General features: G+C 57.2%; 11 protein-coding genes. 8 read left to right on the forward strand and 3 right to left on the reverse strand.

From position 1 onward, the window contains the following. Together ACUNV4_RS29235 and ACUNV4_RS29240 are read right to left on the reverse strand one after the other, a co-directional pair. Positions 1 to 6,542 (reverse strand): thrombospondin type 3 repeat-containing protein (locus ACUNV4_RS29235; RefSeq protein WP_430882212.1); only part of this gene is annotated, 6,542 nt, incomplete at its 3' end. Positions 6,543 to 6,783: 241 nt separating this feature from the next. After that, entirely contained in the window at positions 6,784 to 7,770 is a 987-nt protein-coding gene (locus ACUNV4_RS29240) for a LacI family DNA-binding transcriptional regulator (protein WP_430882213.1), read from the reverse strand. A gap of 118 nt (positions 7,771 to 7,888) precedes the next feature. Between ACUNV4_RS29240 and ACUNV4_RS29245 the strand changes: the two genes are divergently transcribed. The 4 genes from ACUNV4_RS29245 to ACUNV4_RS29260 all read left to right on the forward strand — a co-directional run bounded on the left by ACUNV4_RS29245 (position 7,889) and on the right by ACUNV4_RS29260 (position 12,466). After that, positions 7,889 to 8,890 carry a phosphotransferase family protein gene (locus ACUNV4_RS29245; RefSeq protein WP_430882214.1) on the forward strand — a complete coding sequence of 334 codons (1,002 nt, stop codon included), beginning with the start codon at positions 7,889 to 7,891 and terminating at the stop codon, positions 8,888 to 8,890. Beyond that, positions 8,887 to 10,206 (forward strand): phosphopyruvate hydratase, encoded by a 1,320-nt coding sequence (gene eno / locus ACUNV4_RS29250; protein ID WP_430882215.1) that lies wholly within the window; start codon positions 8,887 to 8,889, stop codon positions 10,204 to 10,206. The genes ACUNV4_RS29245 and eno overlap by 4 nt, the downstream gene beginning before the upstream one ends. Further along, positions 10,203 to 10,952, forward strand: coding sequence for an SDR family NAD(P)-dependent oxidoreductase (locus ACUNV4_RS29255; RefSeq protein WP_430882216.1), 750 nt, complete (start codon positions 10,203 to 10,205; stop codon positions 10,950 to 10,952). Before eno ends, ACUNV4_RS29255 begins: the two co-directional genes overlap by 4 nt. 92 nt (positions 10,953 to 11,044) lie before the next feature. Further along, positions 11,045 to 12,466: an HTTM domain-containing protein gene (locus tag ACUNV4_RS29260; RefSeq protein ID WP_430882217.1), complete on the forward strand. Its 1,422-nt coding sequence runs from the start codon at positions 11,045 to 11,047 to the stop codon at positions 12,464 to 12,466. Between the two features lie 45 nt (positions 12,467 to 12,511). On the opposite strand, the gene ACUNV4_RS29265 is transcribed toward ACUNV4_RS29260, so the two are convergent. After that, positions 12,512 to 13,189 (reverse strand): GntR family transcriptional regulator, encoded by a 678-nt coding sequence (locus tag ACUNV4_RS29265; RefSeq protein WP_430882218.1) that lies wholly within the window; start codon positions 13,187 to 13,189, stop codon positions 12,512 to 12,514. Positions 13,190 to 13,374: 185 nt separating this feature from the next. On the opposite strand from ACUNV4_RS29265, the gene ACUNV4_RS29270 reads away from it, so the two are divergent. The 4 genes from ACUNV4_RS29270 to ACUNV4_RS29285 all read left to right on the forward strand — a co-directional run bounded on the left by ACUNV4_RS29270 (position 13,375) and on the right by ACUNV4_RS29285 (position 19,253). Continuing rightward, positions 13,375 to 14,949, forward strand: a complete 1,575-nt coding sequence (locus ACUNV4_RS29270; RefSeq protein ID WP_430882219.1) for a sulfatase family protein — start codon at positions 13,375 to 13,377, stop codon at positions 14,947 to 14,949. A gap of 21 nt (positions 14,950 to 14,970) precedes the next feature. After that, entirely contained in the window at positions 14,971 to 16,125 is a 1,155-nt protein-coding gene (locus ACUNV4_RS29275; protein ID WP_430882220.1) for a mandelate racemase/muconate lactonizing enzyme family protein, read from the forward strand. A gap of 33 nt (positions 16,126 to 16,158) precedes the next feature. Beyond that, a complete protein-coding gene (locus ACUNV4_RS29280; RefSeq protein WP_430882221.1) occupies positions 16,159 to 18,099 on the forward strand; it encodes an ABC transporter substrate-binding protein in 1,941 nt (646 codons plus the stop codon). A gap of 173 nt (positions 18,100 to 18,272) precedes the next feature. After that, positions 18,273 to 19,253: an ABC transporter permease gene (locus ACUNV4_RS29285; protein ID WP_430882233.1), complete on the forward strand. Its 981-nt coding sequence runs from the start codon at positions 18,273 to 18,275 to the stop codon at positions 19,251 to 19,253. Positions 19,254 to 19,255: the final 2 nt, after the last annotated feature.

The following is a 19,255-nucleotide window of genomic DNA, read 5'->3' on the forward strand; positions in this document are numbered from 1 at the left end:
TGATCGGCGATTCCGTCACCATCAGAATCGGTCGGTTCAAGACTGTCATCAATGCCGTTTCCGTCCTGATCCGTACCGCCGGTGGCATCCACATCCAGCGCATCATCGATGCCGTCGGCATCGCTGTCGGTGCCCAGCAGAGTCGGACTGCTTGTGTCTTCCTCGGCATCCGTACGTCCATCATTGTCCGAGTCCGTATCCTGGTAATCGGGCACACCATCACCGTCCGAGTCCTGCGGCGAGGCCGGATTGTCACCGGCTTCGATGATGTCGGCAATGCCATCGTCATCGCTGTCGATGTCCAGGTGATTCGGTTGATTGTCGCTATCGCTGTTCTCCGGCTCGAACGCATCGTCGATGCCATTGGCATTCAGATCATCACCACCAGTCTCGTCCACATCCAGCGCATCGTCGATGCCATCGGCATCCGAATCGCTCAGGGCGAGCACCGGGCTGACACTGTCTTCCTGATCATCGCTCAGCGTATCGTTGTCCGAGTCCGTGTCCAGGTAATCGGGCACACCATCACCGTCGAAGTCGGCATCGGTCTCGTAGATATCCACGATGCCATCGGCATCACTGTCGATATCCAGATGGTCCGGCGTACCGTCACCGTCCGTATCGGTCGGCTCCGTGGCATCATCCACACCGTTGCCATCGACATCATCACCGCCGGTGGCATCCACATCCAGCACATCGTCAATGCCGTCATTGTCACTGTCCACACCGCTCAGGGTCGGACTGGTACTGTCCTCTGCATCATCGGTAATGCCGTCGTTGTCAGAGTCGGTGTCCAGGTAATCCGGTGTTCCATCCCCGTCACTGTCACCCGTGCCCTCCAGTACATCGATGATGCCATCGTTGTCACTGTCCACATCGCGGCTGTCCGACACACCGTCATTGTCACTGTCCGCCGGTTCGAATGCATCGTCGATGCCGTTGCCGTTCACATCATCGCCACCGGTTTCATCCACATCCAGCGCATCATCGATACCATCGGCATCACTGTCAGTGCCCAGCAGGGTCGGACTGCTTGTGTCTTCCTCGGCATCCGTACGTCCGTCGTTGTCCGAGTCCGTGTCCTGGTAATCGGGCACACCGTCACCGTCCGAGTCCTGCGGCGAGGCCGGGTTGTCACCGGCTTCGATGATGTCGGCAATGCCATCATCATCGCTGTCGATGTCCAGATGGTTCGGTTGATTGTCGCTATCGCTGTTCTCCGGCTCGAACGCATCATCGATGCCATTGGCATTCAGATCATCACCACCGGTCTCGTCCACATCCAGCGCATCATCGATACCATCGGCATCCGCATCGCTCAGAGCCAGAACCGGGCTGACACTGTCTTCCTGATCATCGCTCAGCGTATCGTTGTCCGAGTCCGTGTCCAGGTAATCGGGCACACCATCACCGTCGAAGTCGGCATCGGTCTCGTAGATGTCCACGATGCCATCGGCATCACTGTCGATATCCAGATGGTCCGGCGTACCATCACCGTCCGTATCGGTCGGCTCCGTGGCATCATCCACACCGTTGCCATCGACATCATTACCGCCGGTGGCATTCACATCCAGCACATCGTCAATACCGTCATTGTCACTGTCCACACCACTCAGGGTCGGACTGGTACTGTCCTCTGCATCATCGGTAATGCCGTCGTTGTCAGAGTCGGTGTCCAGGTAATCCGGTGTTCCATCCCCGTCACTGTCACCCGTGCCCTCCAATACATCGATGATGCCATCGTTGTCGCTGTCCACATCGCGGCTGTCCGCCAGTCCATCGCTGTCACTGTCCGTGGGTTCGAATGCATCGTCGATGCCGTTGGCATTCAGATCATCGCCACCGGTCTCATCCACATCCAGCGCATCATCGATACCATCGGCATCGCTGTCAGTGCCCAGCAGGGTCGGACTGCTTGTGTCTTCCTCGGCATCCGTACGCCCGTCGTTGTCCGAGTCGGTGTCCTGGTAATCGGGCACACCGTCACCGTCGGAATCCTGCGGCGAGGCCAGGTTGTCACCGGCTTCGATGATGTCGGCAATGCCATCGTCATCGCTGTCGATGTCCAGATGATTCGGTTGATTGTCGCTATCGCTGTTCTCCGGCTCGAACGCATCATCAATGCCATTGGCATTCAGATCATCACCACCGGTTTCGTCCACATCCAGCGCATCGTCGATACCATCGGCATCCGAATCGCTCAGGGCCAATACCGGGCTGACACTGTCTTCCTGATCATCGCTCAGCGTATCGTTGTCCGAGTCCGTGTCCAGGTAATCGGGCACACCATCACCGTCGAAGTCCGCATCGGTCTCGTAGATGTCCACGATGCCATCGGCATCACTGTCGATGTCCTTGTAATCCGGCGTACCGTCACCGTCCGTATCGGTCGGCTCGGTGGCATCATCCACACCATTGCCATCAAGATCATCACCGCCGGTGGCATCCACATCCAGCACATCGTCAATGCCGTCATTGTCACTGTCCACACCACTCAGGGTCGGACTGGTACTGTCCTCTGCATCATCGGCAATACCGTCGTTGTCAGAGTCGGTGTCCAGGTAATCCGGTGTTCCATCCCCGTCACTGTCACCCGTGCCCTCCAATACATCGATGATGCCATCGTTGTCGCTGTCCACATCGCGGCTGTCCGCCAGTCCATCGCTGTCACTGTCCGTGGGTTCGAATACATCGTCGATGCCGTTGGCATTCAGATCATCGCCACCGGTCTCATCCACATCCAGCGCATCATCGACACCATCGGCATCGCTGTCAGTGCCCAGCAGAGTCGGACTGCTTGTGTCTTCCTCGGCATCCGTACGCCCGTCGTTGTCCGAGTCGGTGTCCTGGTAATCGGGCACACCGTCACCGTCGGAATCCTGCGGCGAGGCCGGGTTGTCACCGGCTTCGATGATGTCGGCAATGCCATCATCATCGCTGTCGATGTCCAGATGGTTCGGTTGATTGTCGCTATCGCTGTTCTCCGGCTCGAACGCATCATCAATGCCATTGGCATTCAGATCATCACCACCGGTTTCGTCCACATCCAGCGCATCGTCGATACCATCGGCATCCGAATCGCTCAGGGCCAATACCGGGCTGACACTGTCTTCCTGATCATCACTCAGCGTATCGTTGTCCGAGTCCGTGTCCAGGTAATCGGGCACACCATCACCGTCGAAGTCGGCATCGGTCTCGTAGATGTCCACGATGCCATCGGCATCACTGTCGATATCCAGATGGTCCGGCGTACCGTCACCGTCCGTGTCGGTCGGCTCGGTGGCATCATCCACACCGTTGCCATCGACATCATCACCGCCGGTGGCATTCACATCCAGCACATCGTCAATGCCGTCATTGTCGCTGTCCACACCGCTCAGGGTCGGACTGGTACTGTCCTCTGCATCATCGGTAATGCCGTCGTTGTCAGAGTCGGTATCCAGGTAATCCGGCGTCCCATCCCCGTCACTGTCACCAGCACCCTCCAGCACATCGATGATGCCATCGTTGTCGCTGTCCACATCGCGGCTGTCCGACACACCGTCATTGTCACTGTCCGTGGGTTCGAATGCATCGTCGATGCCGTTGGCATTCAGATCATCGCCACCCGTCTCATTCACATCCAGTGCGTCATCGATGCCATCGGCATCACTGTCAGTGCCCAGCAGGGTCGGACTGCTTGTATCTTCCTCGGCATCCGTACGTCCATCGTTGTCCGAGTCCGTGTCCAGATAATCGGGCACACCATCACCGTCCGAATCCCGAGGTGACGCCGGATTGGGTCCAACCTCGATGATATCGGCAATGCCATCATCATCACTGTCGATGTCCTTGTAATCCGGCGTACCGTCACCGTCCGTGTCGGTTGGCTCGGTGGCATCATCCACACCATTGCCATCAAGATCATCACCGCCGGTGGCATTCACATCCAGCACATCGTCGATGCCGTCATTGTCGCTGTCCACACCGCTCAGGGTCGGACTGGTACTGTCCTCTGCACCATCGGCAATACCGTCATTGTCAGAGTCGGTATCCAGGTAATCCGGCGTCCCATCCCCGTCACTGTCACCGCTGCCTTCCAGCACATCGATGATGCCATCGTTGTCACTGTCCACATCGCGGCTGTCCGCCAGTCCGTCGTTGTCACTGTCCGTAGGTTCGAACGCATCGTCGATGCCGTTGGCATTCAGATCATCACCACCGGTCTCATTCACATCCAGCGCATCATCGATACCATCGGCATCACTGTCAGTACCCAGCAGGGTCGGACTGCGTGTGTCTTCCTCGGCATCCGTACGCCCATCGTTGTCCGAGTCGGTATCCAGATAATCGGGCACACCATCACCGTCCGAATCCCGGGGTGACGCCGGATTGTCGCCAACCTCGATGATGTCGGCAATGCCATCACCATCACTGTCGATATCACGGTAATCATCGACGCCATCATTGTCCGTATCCGTCGGCTGAGTCGAATCATCCACGCCGTCAGCATTGACATCGGGGCCACCCGTGATGCTGGCATCCACGGCATCATCAATACCGTCTCCATCAGCATCAAGCGCACTCAGTACGGGGCTATCGGCATCCTCATCAGCATCCGGTATGCCGTCGTTGTCACTATCGGTGTCCAGACTGTCCTGGAGTCCATCACCATCGCTGTCGGCAGTACCTTCAACCGCATCGGCAATGCCATCGTTGTCATCATCCAGATCGTCCAGATCACGAATGCGATCCGAGTCGGTATCACGTTCCACCGTACTGGAGTGATATCGTTCCTGTGACGTGTAATCGGCGGCAACGAAGTCCGTGTATGTCACGGTAACGACATCATCAATCCGCGTAACCAGCGTTCCGTCGTTATCAGTACCTGCAGATGCTCCCTCAGTGGTAGGCAACTCCCCTTCAAACACACCGGAATTGATCGATGTCTCGGTCAATTCAAGCGTTTCGGTCTCTCCCGTATCATCGTTCACGATACTGACAACCACGACGTCCAGCACGCCGGAATCCTGGTCAAGATCCGGATCGGTGACGCTGACCCTGTAGGTGAGGCCGGGGCTTATATAGGTATCTCCCGTTACCGTACCATCGTAATTGACTTGCAGATCATCATTCGCGATGACCGCGGCCGCAGCGTTGGCCGTGGTCGCCAGTCCATAGACATACGTGTCGATATAGCGATTGTTACCAAAACCGTCACTCGTGAAATTTCCCCAGGTGTGATGACCCTCTGGCGTCGTGGACAAGGCACCTCCAGGCGTGTTGCTGGTACCTTCGTTGCCACCTATCAACGTCACATCATCCCAGAAGACTCTCGCAGCCTCGGTACTGCCATCATCATTGGCCTGATGAACGGTCAGACCCTGACTGGTTCCGCCACTGGACTCTGCATCATTGGCAATGAAATGATACTCACCCATGTGTATTTCGACATGGGTGTTGTAGGTGCCCTCTGGCGGTGTATTGCCGTTGGAGTCCTTGCCATCCCAGGGCACTCTGTTGAGACCATTGACGGCAGGACCCAGAAGCTGTCTGTCGCCGGCGTTGCCGAATACGCCGTCTTCATTCAGATCGATCAATATCGAATAGGTACCTGTGACATCCGTCGTGAATTCGTAGAAACCGCTGTCCTGAACATTGACGGTTCCTCCAGGAGAGATGGCGTTATCCTGACCATCGCTGTCGACAAACCGCACACCCGAGATATCAGGTGGAACCGTCGGTGCGGGGTACGCAACTTCCGGATAACTGACATACATCGGATGTTCGTAGGTGACTGTATCCACGGACCTGTCAAACGTACTGTAGCCAGAGTTCGGTGCATCAACACCGATCGAGTTCGCCAACAGGTTGTAGCCAAAGCCGGCAAACTTGTTCAGATCCAGCTTCCAGACATAATTCGTGTTCGGTCGACCGCCCGGTACCAGAGGGTAGTAATCGGCATCGGTGGAATTGATCTCTGCAAAGCCACCGGCATTGAAGCCGAAGGTATAGCCCCACAAACGTCCGCCTGTTTCCATGGGGTCCGGATCAGTGGCAATATCGGGCGTGACGGTAATATCGTAGCGCTCGAAATAGCTGTCAAACTCGATTTGACTCGTATTCTGCAGTTCCAGCCGGTAGGTACCGCTCTCCAGAGTGACGTATCGAAGCGGATTGGGCAGCGGCGCATTCATCGGATCACTACAACTCAGCGTCCCGTTCGCCTGGCTTTGCGTACTGACCGGCGTGACATCATCGGATGGCGCAAAGATCGAGACCGATATGTCATCGCTGAAAGCGGTACCACACAGCGAGATATTGATGACTTCGCCAATGGTCAGAATATCGACATAGAGCGAGGCTGAAACGCCATCAGTTGCATAGCCGCTTGACTGGACACCTTCATGGTCCAGCAGGCGCTGGCCAAAGCCCATTTGTACAACGCCTTCCGCATGGACCTGCTGCGTCTGCGTCAGCGCCATTGCCACCGCACAGGCACAAGCTGTCGGACGCCATATGTGCAGAAATCCGTGGTTCGCAGGTTTCAAGAATCTGAACATGAATGCACTCTGAGCGATCGTCGATGAATGGCACGAAATCCAAACGCACCATGACTCGGTACCGGACAAGCAATCCACTATCCAGAAGCTTCTGCAGGGGTCATGATTTGCAATTCTGTAACACTGTTACGCTACCAGTGTGCAGCAGTTCCCTTGATGGCGCAGGAAAGCGTGAACTGGTACAGGTCGGTGAGCACAGACGAATACTCAGCTACCATGGCAGACACCATCGACGAAACCTTCAAGCCGTTCGTCTGACAATGAACCTGGCGGTGATACCCTCTCCAGACTCCGCCACGCTTGTATCCTCACCGGTGATCATCCGCATCGCACAGCGAGCCACCTCATCGCCGGATAACGCAATGGTTGTCACCCCACCGCAAATCCACTGATGAAACGCGGGGTCACCGTAACCGACAAAGGCCAGCTGCTCCGGCAAGGCGATACTGCGCTCCAGACACGCATTCAAGGCACCACTGGATAATTCGAAGCCACCACAGATCAACGCATCAGGCCCCTTGTCCATATCGAGCAATGCCAGCGCGCACTCATGACCAACCCTCTGGCCCGGCGATCCCGTGAAGACCAGCTCGTCATGAATATCCAGGCCGTTCTCGGCCAGCCCCCGGGTGAATGCGCGCAGACGCAGCCGACCAGAGGACAGGGCCTCGGCTCCGCCAATGTAGGCAATGCGTGAATGCCCCTGACTCTGCAGATGCGCCACTGCCTGCCTGATCGCCAGATCGTCGTGGATCATCAGATCGCCCCTGCTGGTCTCACCCTCGACGGTTCGAATCAGATTGATCAGATCGGGACCATTGACAGGATAGGGTGCCTGTCCCTCACGCCTGGGAGCGGGCACCCGCAGGACAATGCGTACCTGCAGTGCCTGCAAGCGCGTCAGGCACTGCACCTCCTGCGCGATGTCATCACCGGTCAGGTGGATGACCAGATCGAAGCCGGCCTCGGCACACATCAGGCTCAGAGCATTGGCAAATCGCGCATAGAAATCGTTGACGATATTCGGCAGCAGCAGCCCAACGATGGCAGTCGGATCGCCGCGCATGGCACTGGCTGCCGAACTTCTCACATAGCCCACCTGCTCGGCGTAATCGCAGATTTTCTGCCGTGTCGCCGGATTGACCTGCTTGCTGCCGGACAAGGCCCTGGAGACCGTCATGTGCGAGATTCCGAGATCTCTTGCGATGGACTTGATCGTTACCCGCACGGCCGTGTTCCTGATGGCTGTCTGTCAACGATCATTCTTTCATAATCCGTGTTGACAGCCACAACTATTTGCCTCATTATGTTCACGTGAACATCAAAGATAACAGGAATCCATCCGCATGCCGGAATTCGAACGACGCTGCCGGTCTCTGCTGAGCTCCCTCGGTTTGTGCCAGCCTGAGGACATACACACCATCCGACGACTCAGCGGCGGCGTGGCATCCGACATTGCGGCCGTGTCTTTCGCGGAACAGACCGTCTGCGTGAAATTCGCTCTCGAGAAGCTAAAAGTGCAGGAAGACTGGTTTGCGCCGGAACATCGTGGCAAGGCCGAGTTCGCCTGGTTGCAGGCAGCTGGCCGCATCGTGCCTGATGCCGTACCGATGCTGCATGGCTGGAGTGACGCCGACAACGGTTTTGCCATGGAGTTTCTGGACCACCCTGATATCCGCTTGTGGAAAACCGAACTACTGAACGGTTGCGAGGACACCGGCGAAGCAACTGCAGTCGCCGATACCCTGGGCCGTATCCACGCAGCGTCCACTTCGGACGGTTTTGACCACTCACCTTTCGACAACAGCGCAGATTTCGAATCCTTGCGCCTGGAGCCCTACCTGCGCTTCACTGCCAGACAGCACCCTGACATCGCTGCAACCCTGAACGCTCTGGCGGATCAGCTCGCAGCGTCCAGACAGGTATTGATTCACGGCGACGTCAGCCCGAAGAACATCTTGTTGCGCAATGACAAGCCAGTGATACTCGATGCCGAATGCGCAACCATGGGAGATCCATGCTTCGATGTCGCCTTCGCACTCAATCATCTGTTACTCAAGTCCTTCCACTTGCCGCAGTGCCGCTCGAAGCTGCGACAGGCAGCACGCCGATTCTGGGCGCAGTACGCCCCTCACATCTGCTGGGAAGATGCGCGATATCTCGAATCCCGGACCGTCAGACTGCTACCGGCTTTGATGCTGGCACGCATTGACGGCAAGTCGCCGGTCGAGTATCTCGACGATGACAGGCAACGCCAGGTGCGACAGTGCGCCCTGGCATTGATCAGGCACCCGACAGACACGCTGACACAGTTTCTGGAATCCGAACCCATGAATACAAGACCATGAGTGACACCACCCTGTCCACCCTCTCGGCCAGACGCGTCTGGGACAGTCGAGGCAACCCGACCGTCGAGGTCGAGGCAACACTGGCAGATGGCTCGACAGGCCGTGCCATGGCACCTGCCGGCGCCTCTCGAGGAACTCGCGAAGCCATCGATCTTCGTGATGGTGGTTCACGACTCGGAGGCATGGATGTCCGGAATGCGGTCGGCAACGTGAATCGTCTCATAGCCCGCGAGCTGCGCGGCATGGACGCCAGCCGGCAAGCCGATATCGACAGCAGACTCATCGAACTGGACGCCACTCCCTACAAATCCTCTCTGGGAGGAAATGCCATCGTCGCCACATCGATGGCCGTGATGCATGCGGCAGCCTCGTCGGCAGGCAAACCACTCTGGCGATATATCGCAGACTTCACTGGACAGACGCCGACCCTGCCCTTGCCTGAAATCCAGATCTTCGGCGGCGGCGCGCATGCAGGGCGTCGCGTGGATGTTCAGGACTTCATGATCATGGTACCCGGAGCATCCTCCTTCGATGAAGTGCTGGAAGTCACTTCGGAGGTGTACAGAGCGGCAGGGGCACGCATGAAGGCCAAGGGCGGCAACCTCGGCGTTGCCGACGAAGGTGGCTGGTGGCCGGTGTTCGACAGCAACGAGGAAGCGCTGGAGACCCTGACGAGAGCCATTGAAGACACCGGTGAGAAACCCGGGGAGCGTGTAGTCATATCACTGGATATCGCGGCCTCCGAATTCGGCAGTCAGGGCCGGTATCGCCTCGCACTGGAAGATCGTGAACTCGATCGGGAGCAGATGATCGAATTGCTGGGCCGCTGGATCGACGACTATCCGATCGCCTCGATCGAGGATCCGCTGGCAGAAGATGACCCGGAAGGCGTAATCGACTTCACCCGACAATACGGCCACCGCATCCAGATCATCGGCGATGACTACCTGGTCACCAATGCCGACCTGGTTCATCAGGCAGCCGACCAGGGAGCCTGCAATGCCGTGCTGGTCAAGGTCAACCAATCCGGCACAGTCACCGAGTCACTGGCCTGTCTGGCAGCTGCCCGCGACCATGGATATCGCGGCATCGTCTCGGCCCGCTCGGGTGAAACCGAGGACGTGACCATCTGCCATCTGGCGGTGGGTCTCGATGCCGGACAGCTGAAAGTCGGCTCCATTACCCGTTCTGAACGCATGGCCAAGTGGAACGAGTGTCTGCGTATTGGCGAACAGCTCGGCGACAACGCCTACGTCATGGGCAAGCCACTGGCGAATACCTGGTGGGCTCGACAACAAGAGGAAAACGCGCGATGAACCACTATGACTACACTGACCGGATAGCTGTTGTTACCGGAGGCTGCAACGGTATCGGCGCTGCGGTCACGCAGAGGCTTGTCGGCTCGGGCGCTCGAGTAGCCATCTGGGATATGGATATTTCAACCGTAGAGCCAGCCATCAGCAAGCTGCCAGAGGACAGCGTCAAACTGATACAGGTGGATGTCAGCGATCTGCAGGCGGTCGAAGCGGCGCGATCACTGACCGAACAGGCCTTCGCGGGCGTGGATATCCTGATCAACAGCGCAGGCATTGCCGGTCCCACCAGTACACTGGCAGACTATGACCCACAGATGTGGCGCAAGGTGCAATCGGTCAATCTCGACGGCACTTTCCATACCTGCAAGGCGTTGACACCGGGAATGATGGAACGAGGTTACGGCAGGATCGTCAATGTTGCCTCCATTGCCGGCAAGGAAGGCAATCCGAATGCGTCTGCGTACTCAGCATCGAAGGCCGCTGTCATCGCACTGACGAAATCCCTGGGCAAGGAACTCGCTGCTCACGACATTGCCGTCAACTGCGTTACCCCCGCAACCGCACGCACCCGCATCCTTGATCAGGTCAGCCAGGAATTCATCGACTACATGTTGTCCAGGATTCCGCGCGGACGTTTCGTGACGGTGGAGGAAATCAGCAGCATGATCCTGTGGATGGCATCGGCGGAAAATTCCTTCACCACCGGATCGGTCTTCGACCTCTCCGGCGGCAGAGCAACCTACTGAGCGCACTTCCCGCTGCATTGGCAGCCAGCCCGGGATGAAGGCCTGATCCAGCAGCCCAGGCAGTGGGCAACTCGTGCAACAATCATCATCTGATGATTGACGGAGTAAAGGTGTTGATACACCGGTTTTTCTTCCGGAAAGTGGATACCGCATCGCTGGCCGTGTTTCGCATGATGTTCGGCACCTTGTTGCTGTTCGAGGCAATCAATTACGGTGCCTTTCTGTGCCTGGATTGCATGTACCGGGACACCGAACTGCTGTTCAAATACCCCTTTTTCGAGTGGGTCCATGTGCCACCCGAACCCTGGTTGCGCCTGAGTTATGCAGTACTGGGCGTTGCAGCCATCGGCGTCATCACGGGCACCTTCTACCGACTGTCCATCATCCTCTGTACCGTATTGTTCAGCTGGCACTTTCTGCTCGACCAGGCGCTCTATCTGAATCACTACTACATGGCGATTCTGATCTGCGTCATTTTATGCTTCGCTCCCGCCAATCGCCTGTGGTCGGTCGATGCCTGGCGAAAACCGGCATTGCGAGCCGAGACCGTGCCCAACTGGAGCCGATTCTGGCTCTGTGCCCAGCTGGAGATCATTCTGCTCTACGCCGGGATCGTCAAGATCAACCATGACTGGCTGAACCTGGAGCCGATGCGACTGTGGATGACCAACCGCAGTCAGGATGAGGCTGCGCTGTTCCAGTTTCTCACGCAGGATTGGGGCATCGCCGCTGCCAGCTATGGTGCCATCGCCTTGCATCTCATCGGGGCGCCCTTGCTGCTCTGGCGCCGAACACGGCTGGCAGTCTTCTGCCTCTATGCATTCTTCCACCTGACCAATGCCATGGTGTTCGACATCGGCATCTTCCCGTTCATGACTCTGGCTGCCACCTTGCTGCTGTTCGATCCGGACTGGCCGCGACAAGTGGTCCGCTGGTGGTTGACACGGCAGAACGCAGACACAGGACATCGCTGGCACGCTCTCACGGTTCCGGCTGAATCAGCCCCCCACTCGGGCCCGGCCGGTGCCACCAGTCGACGACTGCTCTCTGTCATGATCGTCACCGGGGTCTGCATCTGGCTGGTACTGCAGGTGGTGGTGCCACTGCGCCATCTGGCCGCACCAGGCAACGTTGCCTGGAACGAGGATGGACATCAATTCAGCTGGCGCATGAAACTGCGCTCCAAGCAAGGCACCGTTCGCTTCATTGTCGTCAGCGAAGATGGCAAGCGCACCGTGGTGAATCCGGCGAATCATCTGAATCCGCGCCAGGTTCGCACCATCGCCTGCATTCCTGATCTGATCTGGCAGTTTGCACGCTTTCTCGATGAGCGTCACCGGGGAATCGACGGCCAGGATGTCAAGGTGTATGCACAGGCGAGCTGCTCACTGAATGATCGGCCGGCAGCAAATCTTGTCGACAACCGGGTAGACCTCTCTTCGATTCCCCGGGACGAACCCGTCAGCCACTGGATACTGCCTCTGGACACACCGTTGAGGAAAACCTGGTTCTGATCTCTGACCGAAACCTGCGGTTTCGAAACGAGGAGATTTGACCCGTCAGGATGTCATGCCGAGAACACGCATCTGCTGTGACATCTGCACGAAGGATCCCTGGGTGTGCATGCGAATGACCCTAACCGATTCTTCGACATCATTCCTGCGCAGCGCCTCTATCAGCATGCGGTGCTCGGCGATGATGGCTTCATGCCGCGGAACCTTGATGCTGAGCTTGGCGCCGTGCACATTCAGTGCGCGGCGCAGCTTTCTCCAGGTATCAGCCGCTTGCTGGTTGTAGTGGCGCTTGCAGATGGTCCAGTGGAATTCTCCATCCAGCTTGCGAAAGGTTGACAGCTCTGCAATCGGTACCTGCTCGATCCTATTCTGGATGGCCTCCATTTCATCGATGAGCTCCGGTGGCGCGAATTCGGCAAACCAGGAGACGAAATAAGGCTCCAGCAGTTCAAGAATCTCGAAGATGTTCTGAATGGTGTTGGCGTCGCCCTTGCGAATCGTTGCACCCCGGTTCGGGCTGATATCGACATAGCCTTCCCCCTGCATGCGCCTGAGCACTTCGCGCACCGGACTGGTACTGACTCCATAGCGTCTGGCCAGCTCCGCCACCTTCAGACGCTGTCCGCCTTCCAGCTCACCGGTGGAGATGTCGTGGAGCACGGCCTCGTAAAGCGAACTGGTGTCGTCGCCATCATTACCGTTGTCGATAAAGCTGAATTTCATGTTTGTTTCCATGCGCGTATTTGACCAGTTCATCAATGAGTTAATCAAGAACAATCGCTCATGATGGTAATTTCGTATATTATTTCATGAGTTTCATGATACATTATCACCGTAATGATCAACAAACGAGGCAGGAGAGTCCATGTATCCACTGCAGGCACAACCCGACACCGGAGTACCTGATCATGGCTGATGACACTTCTCGGAACGGCTCCAGGCGTCCCAATGTCATTCTGATTACCACCGATCAGCAGCGCGGTGACTGTGTCGGCTATGACACTCGGGGTGTCAGAACGCCCCATATCGACAGACTGGCAAGTACCGGCACTCGCTTTTCAACCTGCATCACCCCGCACCCGATGTGTCAGGCGGCCCGCGCTTCGATTCTCACCGGCAAACTGCCCTACACCCACGGTGTACGTGACAATGGACGCAATCTGGAAGAACGCTATGGCAAGGAAGGCCTTGGCGGCATCTTCTCCCGCGCCGGATACCAGACCCGCTTCATCGGCAAGGCGCATCTGTCCACACACGAGACCTTTCAGGCCACCGGGATGGCAGAGTGCTACAACAGCGTCAATCAGTACCCTGCAGACTGGGGCGGCCCCTACTTCGGCTTCCAGTCGGTTGAACTACTACTACGTCCCCACCATCACTGTACCTGGAGCGATCCGCCCTACACCCTGCATTATGAAAACTACCTGAACACCGATGGCCAGGGCCGCCAACGCTGGGAAAGAGCCAAGGTACACGCCAACCCTGAATCCCTGGCCGACACCACACATCTGCAAGTCTGGCGATCAGCACTGGACGATGAATGGCACTCCTCACCCTGGGTAGGCGATCGTGCGGTAGAGCTCATCAATGCAAGATCGAATGATGCATCAACGGAACCCCTGTTCGCCTGGGTATCCTTCCCCGACCCCCATCCTCCTTTTCTTGCGGCTGCCCCCTGGTCCAGTCAGTATCACCCGGAAGAAGTGGATATTGCCCGATACAGAAAGCTTGATCTGGACAAACGCCCCTGGTGGCATCGTGCCTTCCTGGAAAGTCCGATTCGCAGGAACGTCAAACGGCCACATGCTCAGGGTGGCCAGGACTGGGGTGAATCCAGCGAACTGAACGAAACACAGTTGCGCGATATCACGGCTGTGTACTACGGCATGATTTCGGCCATTGACCATCAGGTAGGTCGTATCATCGAAGCACTGGAAAACAGCGGCGAACTGGACAACACCATCATCCTGTTCACCAGCGATCACGGTGAATGGCTCGGTGATCACGGCCTCCTGCTCAAGGGCCCCATGTTGTATGACGGCCTGCTGCGAGTCCCCCTTGTCATGAGTGGCCCGGACATACCGGCAGGCCGATGTGTGGACGACCCGGTTTCCACGCTGGACATTCGCGCCACACTTTCGCAACTGTGCTCTCTGGATGCATCTGCCGACAACGGCACTTCCCTGGTCGGTCTCATGCAGGGCACGGAAATCCGTGATTTCGCCCTGAATGAATGGGAGGTCGATGAAACGCGCAGTGGCATCGGCATGGATCTGACAACGGTGCGCAGTCGTCGTTACCGGATGTCCGTCGACTTGCGAACCGATACCGGCGAACTCTACGACATGCAGGAAGACCCCTTCGAGCTGCACAACCTTTTCGACGACGCAAGCCATGCTGGTACTCGGGCGGAGCTGATGGAAATGATTCATTCCAGGCCCCATGACCAGGTCCCTGCCGCTCCCCGTGTCGGCTGGCACTAATCCACTGACGGACAACAACCCATGACAAAGATTGCATCCATCGAACCGATTCTGGCCAGAGTCGGCATACGCAACCAGCTGCTGATCAAGGTCACCACCGAAGACGGCATCATCGGCTGGGGCGAATCCGGCCTGTCAGCTCGCGAGGAATCCGTTGCAGCTACCATCAGACATTTCTCCGACTTTCTCGTCGGCCAGGATTCACGCAGGATATCGCGCATCTGGCAGGAGTCCTACCGCAGCCAGTATTTCGAAGGTGGTCGAGTACTGACCGCAGCCATGTCGGCAGTGGATATCGCGCTCTACGATATTCTCGGCAAACGTCTGGGCGTACCGGTCTATCAACTGCTGGGCGGCAAGCAGCGGGATGTCATTCCCACCTTCGGTTGCTGTACGGGAAAAAGTGTCGACGAAGTCGTCTCCAATGCCCGAACCCTGGTGGAGTCCGGATGGAACAGTATCCGCATCAACTCCTCCGGATTCGAGACCGGCGAGATATTCGATCCCCGCGCATCATTGACCATTGCGGCAGACGAGCTGGTTCGCATACGCAAGGAATTCGGACCGGGGTTGTGCCTGGGGATCGACTTGCATCATCGTCTGTCAGTTGCCGAAACTGCCAGTTTCTGCAACATGCTGCCCCAGGGCACTGTTGACTATATCGAAGAGCCGATCAGAGACGAGTCTCCAGAGGCCTATGCCAGCCTGCGTACCCTGACGCAGATTCCCTTCGCCATCGGTGAGGAGTTTTCCTCCAAATGGCAGGCATTGCCTTATCTGGAACGCGGCCTGACGCAATACATGCGCATCGATATCTGCAATATCGGTGGATTCACCGAAGCCATGAAAGTCGCTGGCTGGAGTGAGAGTCATTACGTGGACATCATGCCGCACAACCCACTGGGTCCGGTCTGCACCGCAGCAACCGTGCACATGGCTGCAGCCGTCGCCAACTTCAGCTGGCTTGAGACCCGTCAGACCTCGGTAGAGCAACTGGGATTCCACGATCCCGCCATATTCCCGCAACAGGTTCAGATGGAAGGGCCTGTCTATGTGGTCCCTGATGGACCCGGACTCGGCGTGGAAGTCGATGAAGAGGCCATCAGGAACCAGGAAGCAGCCCACGTAGAACCACCACATCTACGGCGGCCGGATGGATCTGTCACCAACTGGTAAATCACGAAAGACCCACCAACCCGAAGAGGAGCCATGAAAAGATACAACACATTTCCAGATTATCTGGGCAAGGGCATTGCCGGCATCTGCCTGACCATCGCCAGCAGCTTACCGGCGCTCGCATACGAACAGGCGCCGATACTTGATGCACAGGTCGAGGCAGGCACCCTGCCACCTGTGGATGAAAGGCTTCCGAAGGAGCCACTCGTCATGGACGTCATCGAACAGGCCGGCGAATATGGCGGAACCCTGCGACGTGCCATTCTCGGCGGAGGCGATCAGCACAACATGGTGCGTACCATCGGCAGCGACAACATGGTTCGCTGGGATCCCGGCTGGACGGAAGTCCGACCCAATATCGCCAAGAGCTGGGATGTTTCCGAAGATGCCTCGAAATTCACCTTTCACCTGCGCGAAGGCATGCGCTGGTCCGACGGCGCACCCTTCAGTGCCGACGACATCCTGTTCTGGTACGAGGACGTTTTCAGCAACCCCGAGCTGACTCCCAACAAGGACTCCACCTTCGTCGGACCGGAGGGCCCTGTCAAGGTCAGCAAGATCGACGACTACACCGTGGAATTCGATTTCGGTACTGCCAATGGCCTCTTCATTCAGAACATGGCCTACGGATTCGGCTACCACCCCACAGCCTATCCCAAACATTACCTCAGTCAGTTTCACGAAAAATACAATCCTGACCTGCAGAGCCTGGTCGATGCCGAACCTGCTGCGGCCGACTGGATTCAGCTCTTCAACCTGAAGGCGGGCCCCATGGATACGCCCCTGTTCTGGCAGAACCCTGATCGTCCCACGCTGCATGCCTGGCATCTGACCAATGTCTACGGATCAACAGACCGCGTGGTGGCCGAACGCAATCCCTACTATTACAAGGTGGACGAGAAGGGACAGCAACTGCCCTACATGGATCGTATTACCTACGATCAGGTTGAAGACGTCGAGACCATCCTTCTGAAGGCCTTCAATGGCGAAATCGACTACATGCTGCGTCATCTGGGCCGCCCGTCGAACAAGGCATCCCTGACCGACAACATGGAACGCGGCAAGTATCGTTTCTTCGATGTCGGTGACCTGCCTGCCAACATCATGATCCTGATGCTCAACCTGACACACCCTGATCCGGTCAAGCGCGAAGTCATCAACAACAAGGACTTCCGCATTGGACTGAGCCACGCCGTCAACCGCCAGGAGATCATCGATCTGCTGTATTTCGGCGCAGCAACAGCGGCCCAGACAGCGCCACGCGAGGGTTCGGAGCTGTACAAGGAATGGTATGCAAAGCAATACACCGAATTCGACCAGGAACTGGCCAACAAGCATCTGGACATGGCAGGTCTGGACCAGCGAGATGATGAAGGTTTCCGATTGGGGCCAGACGGCAATCGCTTCACCCTGGTCTTTCTGGTGGCTGATGTCTTCGGTCTGCAGTACCCCGACGCGATGGAACTGATTGCCAATTACGCCGCCGACGTCGGCCTGGATATCCAGGTCAGAGCCACCGATCGTTCTCGTCTGATTGCGCTGCACACCGCCAATGAGCAGGACGCCTATCTGTGGAACTGCTCAGGTGGACAGGCCGATGCCTATACCACGCCCATCTGCTATGTGCCCATCGTCAGCAATTCCGTCAGTTGGGCTCGTGAATGGGCAGAGTGGGGCGTGGACAACACGCAGGGATCCGAACCCCCTCAAGCCGTCAAGGACATTTTCACCGCCTACAACGAGGTCAAGGCAGCCGGCAATCCGGAAGACATGAAAGCCAGAATGCAGAAGGTACTGGACATGTCGATGGAGCAGTTCTTCACGATCGGGCTGGTTCAGAACGACCCGGTATTCGGTATTGCACGCAACAATGTGCGCAACGTACCAGAGCCTCTGCCCATCGCCGGCCAATTGTGGTTCCCGGCCCCCTACACCGCCCAGATGTATTTTGAAGGCGGCGACAATCTGCCCTGACACAACTGTCAGGTCATGCGCCCGGGGCATCTGACCCCGGGCTTCAACTCGAACCGGCTGATTCTCCCTGTCGTCGCTGAGACGTGCAGCGGCATTGCTTGGCCGACAAAATGTCTGTTGTACCGGTCAAACGGCAATCAGGCTTTCACTCACCTCAGAGGTACAATCCAATGATGGGGTTCTGTTTGCGAAGGATCATGTACATGATTCCGACGCTGTTTCTGGTGTCGATAGTCACCTTTGTCATCATCCAGCTACCGCCCGGAGACTATCTGGATTCCCTGGCGGCCGACATGGGCGAGTCGGGCTCAGACAATACAGCGGTGGTGGAAACCCTGCGACAGCAATACGGTCTGGGCCAGCCCATGTACGTGCAGTACTACAAGTGGATGAAGGGCATCCTGCTGCACGGCAACTTCGGTATCTCGTTCGAAAAGAATGTACTGGTCACCGACCTGATCTGGGATCGACTCGGCTGGACCTTCGGTATCTCGATACTCACGCTGTTGTTCATCTGGATCACCGCCTTGCCCATCGGCATCTACTCGGCCGTCAGAAAGTACTCCTTTGGTGATTACACGGCCACTTTCTTCGGTTTCATCGGTCTGGCGGTTCCCAACTTCCTTCTGGCCCTGCTGATGATGTATGTGTCTTTCAAGTACTTTGGTCAGAGTGTGGGCGGACTGGTCAGTCCGGAGTACATCGGTGAACCCTGGAGCCAGGCCAAGTTCATCGATCTGTTGAAGCACATCTGGATGCCGATCGTCGTTGTCGGCACATCCGGCGCCGCAGCGCTCATTCGCATCATGCGCGCCAATCTGCTCGACGAGCTGTACCGGCCTTATGTGGCCACGGCACGCGCCAAGGGCATGTCAGAGTTCCAGCTGTTGATGAAGTATCCGGTGCGCGTAGCGCTGAACCCATTCATTTCCACCATAGGCTGGATTCTCCCGAGCCTGGTGTCAGGGGAAATCATCGTCGCCGTGGTCATGAACCTGCCGACCACAGGTCCACTGCTGCTGCGGGCCTTGCTGGTGCAGGACATGTATCTGGCAGGTTCTCTGATTCTGATCGTCAGCCTTCTGACCGTCATCGGCACATTGATCTCCGACCTGCTGTTGGCATGGATCGACCCGAGGATTCGCTACCAATGAAC

This window comes from Granulosicoccus sp. 3-233 (assembly GCF_052681095.1).

What these genes read in the sequence shown, in the direction of transcription:
- ACUNV4_RS29255 (WP_430882216.1), top strand. Translation starts at nt 10,203, where the DNA reads ATGAACCACTATGACTACACTGACCGGATAGCTGTTGTTACCGGAGGC.
- ACUNV4_RS29280 (WP_430882221.1), top strand. Translation starts at nt 16,159, where the DNA reads ATGAAAAGATACAACACATTTCCAGATTATCTGGGCAAGGGCATTGCC.
- ACUNV4_RS29275 (WP_430882220.1), top strand. Translation starts at nt 14,971, where the DNA reads ATGACAAAGATTGCATCCATCGAACCGATTCTGGCCAGAGTCGGCATA.
- eno (WP_430882215.1), top strand. Translation starts at nt 8,887, where the DNA reads ATGAGTGACACCACCCTGTCCACCCTCTCGGCCAGACGCGTCTGGGAC.
- ACUNV4_RS29270 (WP_430882219.1), top strand. Translation starts at nt 13,375, where the DNA reads ATGGCTGATGACACTTCTCGGAACGGCTCCAGGCGTCCCAATGTCATT.
- ACUNV4_RS29245 (WP_430882214.1), top strand. Translation starts at nt 7,889, where the DNA reads ATGCCGGAATTCGAACGACGCTGCCGGTCTCTGCTGAGCTCCCTCGGT.
- ACUNV4_RS29285 (WP_430882233.1), top strand. Translation starts at nt 18,273, where the DNA reads ATGGGGTTCTGTTTGCGAAGGATCATGTACATGATTCCGACGCTGTTT.
- ACUNV4_RS29265 (WP_430882218.1), bottom strand. Translation starts at nt 13,189, where the DNA reads ATGAAATTCAGCTTTATCGACAACGGTAATGATGGCGACGACACCAGT.
- ACUNV4_RS29260 (WP_430882217.1), top strand. Translation starts at nt 11,045, where the DNA reads ATGATTGACGGAGTAAAGGTGTTGATACACCGGTTTTTCTTCCGGAAA.